We start from the raw sequence: 9,379 nt of genomic DNA, 5'->3' as shown, positions 1-9,379 counted from the left end.
GTCCTGGGGGATCTGCAGATGGATGCCGGCGCCGTCGCCGGTCTTGCCGTCGGCGTCGACGGCGCCGCGGTGCCAGACCGCCTTCAGCGCCTCGATGCCGGCGACCACCACCTCGCGCCGCGGTTTGCCGTCGATGGAGGCGACCAGCCCGACGCCGCAGGCGTCGTGTTCGTCGGCCGGATCGTAGAGCCCCTCACGGCTGAGGTAGTCCGCGGTGTCGCGCCAGTCGGTGATACGGGCAGCGGCGTCTTTCTGCGCTGTCTTCTTGGTCATGGTCTTTCTTTCCCCGGAAATCACTCGGCCGCCACAGCGGCAGAGTCGGCCTTGGCCTGAAGATGGCGGTGGATCTGCTCGGCGGCGTCGCGCCCGTCACGCACGGCCCAGACCACCAGGGAGGCGCCGCGCACGATGTCCCCGGCGGCGAAGACGCCGTCCAGATTGGTCATCATGGTGGCGAAATCGGTCTTCACCGTGCCCCAGCGGGTGACGTCCAGACCCGGCGTATCGAAGAGCTGCGGCAGATCTTCCGGATCGAAACCGAGCGCCTTGATCACCATGTCCGCTTCCATCGTGAAGCTGGAGTTCTCCAGGATCTGCGGCATCTGGCGGCCGGTTGCATCGGGCATGCCGAGGTGTACGCGCTGGGCGCGCACGGCTTCGACCTTGCCGTCGCCGAGAAAGGCTTCCGGCGCCGAGAGCCAGACGAACTCGACCCCTTCCTCCTCGGCGTTGGCGACCTCGCGCTGCGAGCCCGGCATGTTCTTGCGGTCGCGCCGGTAAAGGCAGCGCACCGACTTGGCACCCTGGCGCACGGCGGTGCGCACACAGTCCATGGCGGTGTCGCCGCCGCCGATTACCACCACCGCCTTGCCGGCGGCGTTGAGCGTGCCGTCGTCGAAGGCCGGCACTGCGTCGCCCAGGCCCTTGCGGTTGGAAGCGGTGAGGAAATCCATGGCAGCGAAAACGTTGTCGAGGCCGACGCCAGGAACCTTGATGTCGCGCGCCTTGTAGACGCCGGTGGCGATCAGCACCGCGTCATGGCGTTCGCGCAGCTCCGCAAAGCCGAGGGCGCCGCCGACGTCGCTGTTCAGATGGAACTGCACGCCGCCGCGGGTCAGCAGGTCGCTGCGCTTTTCGACGACCTCCTTCTCCAGCTTGAAGTTGGGGATGCCGTAGATCATCAGGCCGCCGACGCGGTCGTAGCGGTCGTAGACGTGGGCCTGATAGCCCTTGCGGCGCAGTTCCTCGGCAGCGGCCATGCCGGCAGGACCGGCGCCGATGATGCCGATCGACTGCGGCCGCTCCTGCGGCGGCTTGACCGGCTCGACCCAGCCTTCCTCCCAGGCGGTATCGGTGATGTACTTCTCCACCGAGCCGATGGTAACCGTGCCGTGGCCGGCCTGCTCGATCACGCAGTTGCCTTCGCAGAGCCGGTCCTGCGGACAGATCCGCCCGCAGATCTCCGGGAAGTTGTTGGTCGCCTGCGACATCTCGTAGGCCTCGCGCAGCCGCCCTTCGGCGGTCAGCATCAGCCAATCGGGGATGTTGTTGTGCAGCGGGCAGTGGACCTGGCAGAACGGAACGCCGCACTGCGAACAGCGGCTGGCCTGCGCCTTGGCTGCGATGGGGTCGTATTCTTCGTAGATCTCCCCGAAGTCCGCCCGGCGCGTATCGACGCTGCGCTTCTCCGGCATGGCGCGCGCAAGGTCGACGAACTTCAGCATCTTGTTGGTCATCGTTTCCTACCCCAAAACTCTGCACATCAGCGGCTGCCGCCCGCAACTGCGCGGACCCCGCCGGCTCTTGTTCTTCTTGGCAACCGCCGTCCTGCACCCGGACCTTCTGGTCTTTGACCCATTGGCCGCGACCTTTTCCACCCGGGCCGCCGCGGCACACCCTGGTCCGCAGCATGGTTCCCCTTCAAAGAGCGACCCGGAACCGGCCCATAAAGCCGGTCTGGCGGCGGTTCAGCGCTCTTTGTGGAGCCCGTCTATAGACGAACCTGCAAGCGCGGGCGAGGAAAAACGACAAAATATGTCAGTATTTATGACCTAAATAGCGGATACTGGAGAAATTGTCACGGAATCTTCGTATTGGATACCGCAAAGGCGGTTAAATTTAGTCTCCTATCGGTACTAAAATCCAATCTGTGGCCTCTCCGGCAGGGCAAACTCCAGGCTGTGAGCCATCCTGGGGGAGTGCTATAAGCCCGCCCGTCGCGCCATCTCCCGGGCGCGATTCGGGCGCGATTCGGGTGCGATTCGGCTGGCCGGGCACTGGCGAAGGCTCTTTCGAACGGCACGACGCAGGCGCGCCACAAAACCGGCAAAGAGGTGTGTAATGACAGGCGGCGCGTGGGAACTTCACCTCCGCTTAACCCTGTTGAAACCGGTCCTGGAGTCATTCTGTCGCGGCCGGCGTCTGTTGTTCCGGCCCTTGTTCTGCCGGCCCTTGTTCTGCCGGCCCTTGTTCTAAAGGAACTGCGTTGCCCCTGCTCCACATCGTCATTCTGGCCGTCATCCAGGGCATCACGGAGTTCCTGCCGATTTCCTCGTCGGGGCATCTCGTGCTCGCCTGGAACAGCTTCGACGGCCTGAACATGGACGGCATCGAACAGTCCGAACGCGATCGGCTGACCCTGGACATTGCCGTCCATGTCGGCACGCTGCTGGCGGTCTGCGCCTATGTCTGGCGGGACCTCTGGCAGATCGGCGGCGGCATGGCACGGCTGGCCGTCGGGCGCTGGACCCCGGCCGGGCGCCTCGGCGTTCTGATCGTTCTCTGCAGCCTGCCGCTGGTGGCAGTGGGCGGGCTCTTCATGGACCAGATCTCGCAGCATCTGCGCAGCACCGCGGTGATCGGCTGGGCAACACTCGGCTTCGGCCTGCTGCTCTACGCCGCCGACCGCAGCGCCATGACCCTGCGCCGCCTCGACCACATGACCTTCCGGGCCGGGCTCATAATCGGCTTCGCCCAGGTCCTGGCGCTGATCCCCGGTACCAGCCGCTCCGGCATCACCATGACAGCGGCGCGCTTTCTAGGCTTCGAGCGGGTCGAGGCCGCCCGTTTCTCGCTGCTGCTGGCGATTCCGGCGATCCTGGGGGCCGGCACCCTGGCGGGTCTCGAACTCTACGAAAGCGGAGACCTGCTGCTCGGCTTCGAGGCCCTGGTCGGCGGGGCCGTGGCCTTCGTGGTCGCCCTGATCTCCATCTTCCTGATGGTGGGTTGGCTGCGAAGGGCCTCTTTCACGCCCTTCGTCATCTACCGCGTCCTGCTCGGCGCCGGGCTGCTCTGGTGGGTCTACGGGACCTGAAAAGAAACCAAGGCCGGGAACGCCCTCAGGGGCGCGGGCCCTGGGAGAACCGCCCGCCGGCACGGTATTGGTCCAGATAGGTCGGGATGATGGTCTCGACCGCCGTCGCCTCGATCCCCAGATCTCCCAGCGTCAGCGCACCTTCGCTGACCACGTTGTCGCTGCGCAGCAGGGTGACCTGATCGCGGGTGAGGGGAGGCTCGGGCAGCAGCTCCAGAAAGCGCGCCTGCAGCCGGGCCAGGCCGAACGGCAGAGTGACCAGCGCCCGCCGCCGCCCGGTGGTCTCCATCAGCAGTTCCAGGAGCGCCTTGAAGCTGTACACCTTCGGGCCGCCCAGCTCGTAGGTCTTGCCCCGGCAGGCCGGATCCTTCAGCGCCAGGGCGACGGCGCGGGCGACGTCGCCGACATAGACCGGCTGGAAGCGGGTCATCCCGCCGCCGACCAGCGGCAGCGCCGGCGCAAAGCGCGACATCTCGGCAAAGCGGTTGAAGAAGCCGTCCTCCGGCCCGAAGACCACGCTGGGCCTGAGGATCGTCGCCTGGGGAAAGGCCGCCCGGACCGCCGCCTCGCCTTCGCCCTTGGTGCGGGCATAGTGCGCCTCCGCCTGCGGGTCGGCGCCGATCGCGGAGACCTGCACCAGGCCCTTGAGGCCGCCGGCGGCAGCCTGCTCGGCGATGACCTTGGGGCCGTCGACGTGCACCGCCTGGAAGCGCTGGCGCCCTTTTTCGAAGAGCAGACCGATCAGGTTCACCGCCGCATCGGCCCCATGCAACGCCGCGGCTACGGCTTCGGGGTCCTGCACCGGGACAGCCAGCGGCGTGATCTGGCCGATGTCGCCGAGCGGCTTCAGATAGGCCGCCCGCGCCGGATGGCGGACGGCGACGCGGATCTGCCAGCCGTCCTGCGCCAGGTGTTGGACGACGTAACGACCGAGAAAGCCGGACCCGCCGAAAACCGTAACGATACCGCTGCTCATGTCGCTTGCCCCCAAAACTCCCGTCGCTGCCGGCGCAGCCCGGCCACCCCCAAAGCACGGCCAAGGCACGCCACACATGGGCCCGGGCGGCGGAAGGTCGCCTCCGCCAGCCCCGAAAGGCCGATATACACGCCGATATATACAAAGCCCCCGGGTAAGTTGACAGCCTCAAATCACCGCCTATTTTGGGCGTTCGGCCTGCCGCCCGGCGGCGGCGAGGCGAGGGTGCAGGAAAGCGCGCCCCGAGGCATCGGAAGTGCCAAAGCAAGGATGCCAAAGCCAGGATAAGGACAACGATACAGGGGGCCGCAAGGGACCGTGCCAAACCCGGAAATCCATCTTCACCGCGGTGACCTGCCGGCCGATGTCAGCTTCGACGGATCGGTGGCGGTCGACAGCGAAACCATGGGGCTGGCCGTGGCCCGCGACCGCCTGTGCCTGGTTCAGCTTTCCGGCGGCGACGGCGTTTGCCACCTGGTCCAGTTTGCCAAGGGGAACTACGACGCCCCCAACCTGAAGGCCCTGCTGGCGGACCCGCAGGTGACCAAGCTGTTCCACTTCGCCCGCTTCGACGTCGCGGTGATCCGGCAGTACCTGGGCGTCGACTGCCGCCCGATCTACTGCACCAAGATCGCCTCCAAGCTGGTGCGGACCTACACCGACCGCCATGGTCTGAAAGACCTCTGCCGAGAGCTGATCGGGGTCGAGATCTCGAAACAGCAGCAGTCCTCCGACTGGGGCGCCGGCGAATTGAGCCAGGAACAGCTTGCCTATGCCGCATCCGACGTCTTGTATCTGCACCGCCTGAAGACCAAGTTGGACGGCATGCTGGAGCGTGAGGGGCGTCAGGCCCTTGCCGAGGCCTGCTTCCGGTTTCTGCCGACGCGGGCCGAGCTGGATCTGGCAGGCTGGGCTGAGGTCGACATCCTGGCGCATTAGCCGGCCCGCCGGGCAAGCCCCTGGAGACCGGCCCCACGGACCGGCGATCTCACCACCAAGGCCTGCGAACCTGGGGATGGACGCGAGCCGGTGGAAGACTCTCGGAAGATTCGGCCGCCCGGCAGGTCTGGTAGAAGCCGGAAAGGAGTGCTATCCCTTCGATTCAGGCGAATCGGCAGCGGCTGTCCTTGAGCCTGGGGTCCTGATCGCGGACCCGGATACGAGGGAGCGCCCTGTCCGGGCCAGAGCGGGGATAGGGCGCCGCCCGGCGGCGTAAGGATCGGCAGACGGCCTGCGGCCAAGGCGGATCTTTGGCTGGTGCGGGCCCGTTAGCACAGTCTGATTGAATCGAGGGGCCGGCGGGCGGCCCCGATGACTGAAACCCGCGGCTGAACGTTGGCGGCAAGAAGTGAAGATATGAAGGCACAAGCAGAACCCTGCCCCTCCGAGACTTTCGACGAATCGCAGAATCCCGACCTGGCTGTGGCGGCGCGCGTGTTGGCGGTAGAGGCCGAGGCGCTGAACACCCTGGCGCGCAGCCTGGACGGCCGTTTCATTGAGGCCGTCGAGCTGCTGGCCGGCATCAAGGGCCGGGTCGTGGTGACGGGGATGGGCAAGAGCGGCCACATCGCCCGCAAAATCGTGGCCACGCTGGCCTCGACCGGTACGCCGGCGCAATTCGTCCATCCCGGGGAAGCCAGCCACGGCGATCTGGGCATGGTCACGGACCAGGACGCGGTGATCGCCCTGTCGAACTCCGGCAACACGCTGGAACTGAGCGACATCATCACCTACGCCAAGCGCTTCTCGATCCCGATGATTGCTATGACCGCCAAGGCGGAGAGCGCGCTGGCCGAAGCAGCGGACGTACCGCTGATCCTGCCGGCGGCGCCGGAGGCCTGCCCGATGGGGCTGGCGCCCACCACCTCCACAACCATGATGCTGGCCCTGGGCGATGCCCTGGCGGTGACCCTGCTCGACCGCAAGGGCTTTTCCGCCAGCGACTTTCGCCTGCTGCATCCGGGCGGCACCCTCGGCAAGCACCTGCTGCGCGTCAGCGAGCTGATGCACGGGCGCGAGACCCTGCCGCTCTGTTCCCCCGATACCGTTATGTCGGAAGCGATCCTCATCATGACCGAGGGCCACTTCGGCTGCGTCGGCATCGTCGACGAAGCCGGCCGCCTGATCGGCATCATCACCGACGGCGACCTGCGCCGCCACATGGACGATGCGCTGCTGAGCTGCAAGGCCAGGGACGTCATGACCGCCTCGCCGCGCACCATCCGCGCCTCCGCCCTGGCGGCCGAAGCGGTGGCCTTCATGAACACCAGCAGCCCGCCCTTCCTCTGCGTCTTCGTGGTGGATGAGGAAGCCTCGCCCGATGTCCCGGTCGGGATCCTTCACATGCACGACTGCCTGCGCGCGGGCGTGGTCTGAGCGCTGGGGCGGCTATGGCGGACGCGGCAATCGGGACCATCGGCGGCGAGGCCAAGCAGGCCTCCCCGGGCAGCGCAGCGGGCGGAACGCTGCAGCCGCCGCGCCTTTCCGGACGCAATTCCTACAGTCTCTTCGTCACCTCGATGAAGCTGCTGCTGCCGGCCCTGGCGACCGGGCTGGTGCTGCTGGTGATCGCCTGGCCGCAGATCATTCCCGACCAACGCAGCCTGGGTCTCGATTTCTCAAAGATCGCCGAGGAACAGGCCAAGACCCTCAGCATGCTGAATGCGCACTACAGCGGGGTCGACGAAAACAACCAGCCCTTCAACGTGATTGCGGATATGGCCAGCCAAGTGCCGGACAACGAAGACGTGGTCGAGTTGCAGCACCCCCGCGCCAACATCGAGACCACCGAGGGCGCCATCGTCGCCCTCTCCGCGCGGACCGGGCACTACAACCGCGAGGTCGAGATCCTGGATCTGAACGGGACCGTGCATCTGACCCACGACAAGGGCTTCGAGATCACCACCGAGACCGCCCGCGTCGATCTGAACGACGGCAGCGCCGCCGGCGATGCCGCGGTCAGCGGCCAGGGCCCGGCCGGAGAACTGGAGTCGGAAGGCTTTATCTTGAGGGAACGGGGTCAGATCATCATCTTTACCGGCAAAAGCCGTATGCTGATCTACCCCGATGCGGAAGAGAGCCTGCAATGACGACCGCCGCCCGAACCGCAGCCCGACACGACCGCCGCCTCGGAAAGACCGGCATCCTGGCCGCCGCCCTCTTCTTGGGCGCCGTTCTCGTCCCGGCCTTTGCCCTGCAGCCGCAGAGCGCAGCAGCCCAGGCCATCGGCAATCTCCAGGAAAGCGACGAGCCGCTGGAGATCAACGCCGAAGAAGGCATCGAGTGGAACCGCAACGACAAGACCTACATCGCCCGGGGCAATGCCCGCGCCGCCAGCGGCGATGTGGAGGTGCGCGCCGAGGTGCTGACGGCCTACTACCGGGATTCGGCAGAGGGCAACAGCGAGATCTTCCTTCTGGAAGCCACCGGTAATGTCGAAATCCACTCCCCCGAAGGCATCGTCTACGGCGACAAGGGGCAGTACGACATCGACAAGCAGGTCTTCACCATGACCGGCGAGGACCTGCGCCTTGAAGGCGAGAAAGACCGGCTCACCGCCCGCGACAGCCTGGAGTATTGGGAGACCAAGCAGCAGGCCGTGGCCCGCGGCAACGCCCGTGCCTATCACGAAGACAAGCAGATCCGGGCTGACGTTCTCACCGCCAACTTCGTCGAAAACGCCGACAACCAGATGGAAGTCCGGCGCATCGACGCCACCGGCAATGTCGAGATCCTGACCGCCAAGGAGTACGCGCGCGGCAGTGAGGGAACCTACTTCGTCGACCGCGAACTGGCGACGCTGACCGGCGACGTAAAAATCACGCAAGGCGAAAACCAGCTCGACGGCAAGTATGCCGAGGTCAACATGGCGACCGGCGTCAGCAAGCTGCTGGGCACTGCGCCGGGCAGCGATCAGCCGAGCGGACGGGTTTCGGCCATCGTCCTGCCGAAGTCCAAGCCCAATGATCCGACGGCGGAGAACACGGAAGAGGAAGCGATCGAGGAAGCGCCCGTCACCGACGGCGGCACTTCGGAAGACGGCACCTCAGACGACGGTTCTGCGGGCAGCGGCTCTTGAAGCGGCACCGCTGCCTTCGGCATCCTTTCGGCGGCGTTGTCATAGGCGGATCCCGCCTGCGGCGGGCGACCGCGGCCTTGGTGACCGGGCGAATTTGGTGTAACAGGGATGCGATGGGTCGTTTAGGGGGAAAATCCTGGTGAGCGCTGAGAGCGGAGGCCAACGGCAGGAGCCGCAGCAGCCGGACGGCGCGGCTGCCAACGCGGAAGGTCCGCGCTTGGTCGCGGACAACGCCGGTCTCATGGCGGTCAACATCGGCAAGAGCTTCAAGAAGCGCCCGGTCCTGCGCGGCGTCAGCCTGTCGCTGCAGCGTGGCGAGGCGGTCGGGCTGCTGGGACCCAACGGCGCCGGCAAGACCACCTGCTTCTACATCGTCACCGGCCTGATCGCCCCGGACTACGGCTGGGTCACCTTCGACGGCCATGACATCACGGACATGCCGATGTACCGCCGGGCGCGTCTCGGCATCGGCTACCTGCCGCAGGAGGCCTCGATCTTCCGCGGCCTGACGGTCGAGCAGAACATCCGCGGCGTGCTGGAGGTGATCGAACCGGTGCGCGAGAAGCGCGAGGTGGCGCTGGAGAACCTGCTGGCCGAGTTTTCCATCACCCACCTGCGGCGCACGCCCTCGGTGGCGCTGTCGGGCGGCGAGCGCCGCCGCGTCGAGATCGCCCGTGCGCTGGCCTCCCAGCCCAGTTTCATCCTGCTCGACGAACCGCTGGCCGGCATCGACCCGATCGCCGTCGGGGACATCCGCGATCTCGTCTCCCACCTCAAGGACCGCGGCATCGGTGTGCTGATCACCGATCACAACGTCCGCGAAACCCTGGACATTGTCGACCGCGCCTACATCATTCACGACGGTGTGGTACTGATGGAGGGTGAACCGGACGCCATCGTGGCCCACGAGGATGTCCGCCGCGTTTACCTGGGCGAAAGGTTTAGCCTCTAAAAGGTTAAGCAGTATGGCGGCGACACAAAGATTGGAACTGCGCCAGCGCCAATCTCTGGT

Annotated in this window: 9 protein-coding genes; 6 read left to right on the top strand and 3 right to left on the bottom strand. The window is 66.3% G+C overall.

The features are described from left to right. Positions 1-273: hypothetical protein (locus Q0982_RS22975; RefSeq protein WP_299400197.1), on the bottom strand; the 273-nt coding region annotated here is incomplete at its 3' end. A 20-nt stretch (positions 274-293) separates the two neighbouring features. Beyond that, positions 294-1,736, bottom strand: coding sequence for an NAD(P)-dependent oxidoreductase (locus Q0982_RS22970; RefSeq protein WP_299400196.1), 1,443 nt, complete (start codon positions 1,734-1,736; stop codon positions 294-296). Positions 1,737-2,485: 749 nt separating this feature from the next. Between Q0982_RS22970 and Q0982_RS22965 the strand changes: the two genes are divergently transcribed. Then, the gene (locus tag Q0982_RS22965; RefSeq protein ID WP_299400194.1) at positions 2,486-3,313 is read left to right on the top strand and encodes an undecaprenyl-diphosphate phosphatase; all 828 of its coding nucleotides are present in this window, start codon (positions 2,486-2,488) and stop codon (positions 3,311-3,313) included. A 25-nt stretch (positions 3,314-3,338) separates the two neighbouring features. On the opposite strand, the gene Q0982_RS22960 is transcribed toward Q0982_RS22965, so the two are convergent. After that, entirely contained in the window at positions 3,339-4,289 is a 951-nt protein-coding gene (locus Q0982_RS22960) for a complex I NDUFA9 subunit family protein (RefSeq protein ID WP_299400191.1), read from the bottom strand. A gap of 333 nt (positions 4,290-4,622) precedes the next feature. On the opposite strand from Q0982_RS22960, the gene Q0982_RS22955 reads away from it, so the two are divergent. The 5 genes from Q0982_RS22955 (at position 4,623) to lptB (ending at position 9,319) form a co-directional block, all read left to right on the top strand. Continuing rightward, positions 4,623-5,228 (top strand): ribonuclease D, encoded by a 606-nt coding sequence (locus Q0982_RS22955; protein ID WP_322097097.1) that lies wholly within the window; start codon positions 4,623-4,625, stop codon positions 5,226-5,228. Positions 5,229-5,645: 417 nt separating this feature from the next. Continuing rightward, entirely contained in the window at positions 5,646-6,665 is a 1,020-nt protein-coding gene (locus tag Q0982_RS22950) for an SIS domain-containing protein (RefSeq protein ID WP_299400187.1), read from the top strand. A 14-nt stretch (positions 6,666-6,679) separates the two neighbouring features. Further along, the gene (gene lptC, locus Q0982_RS22945) at positions 6,680-7,378 is read left to right on the top strand and encodes an LPS export ABC transporter periplasmic protein LptC (protein ID WP_299400184.1); all 699 of its coding nucleotides are present in this window, start codon (positions 6,680-6,682) and stop codon (positions 7,376-7,378) included. Beyond that, positions 7,375-8,367, top strand: a complete 993-nt coding sequence (locus Q0982_RS22940) for an LptA/OstA family protein (RefSeq protein WP_299400182.1) — start codon at positions 7,375-7,377, stop codon at positions 8,365-8,367. Before lptC ends, Q0982_RS22940 begins: the two co-directional genes overlap by 4 nt. 217 nt (positions 8,368-8,584) lie before the next feature. After that, positions 8,585-9,319 carry an LPS export ABC transporter ATP-binding protein gene (gene lptB, locus Q0982_RS22935; RefSeq protein ID WP_322097096.1) on the top strand — a complete coding sequence of 245 codons (735 nt, stop codon included), beginning with the start codon at positions 8,585-8,587 and terminating at the stop codon, positions 9,317-9,319. Positions 9,320-9,379 lie beyond the last annotated feature (60 nt).

Origin of the sequence: Pelagibius sp. (assembly GCF_028281305.1) — a bacterium.
GTDB lineage: Bacteria > Pseudomonadota > Alphaproteobacteria > Kiloniellales > Kiloniellaceae > Pelagibius.
This window is presented reverse-complemented; position numbering and strand designations above follow the sequence as displayed.

Bases quoted from the DNA above. Each gene is read 5' to 3' on its own strand.
- Q0982_RS22970 (WP_299400196.1), bottom strand. From the start codon at position 1,736: ATGACCAACAAGATGCTGAAGTTCGTCGACCTTGCGCGCGCCATGCCG.
- Q0982_RS22940 (WP_299400182.1), top strand. From the start codon at position 7,375: ATGACGACCGCCGCCCGAACCGCAGCCCGACACGACCGCCGCCTCGGA.
- Q0982_RS22950 (WP_299400187.1), top strand. From the start codon at position 5,646: ATGAAGGCACAAGCAGAACCCTGCCCCTCCGAGACTTTCGACGAATCG.
- lptC (WP_299400184.1), top strand. From the start codon at position 6,680: ATGGCGGACGCGGCAATCGGGACCATCGGCGGCGAGGCCAAGCAGGCC.
- Q0982_RS22960 (WP_299400191.1), bottom strand. From the start codon at position 4,289: ATGAGCAGCGGTATCGTTACGGTTTTCGGCGGGTCCGGCTTTCTCGGT.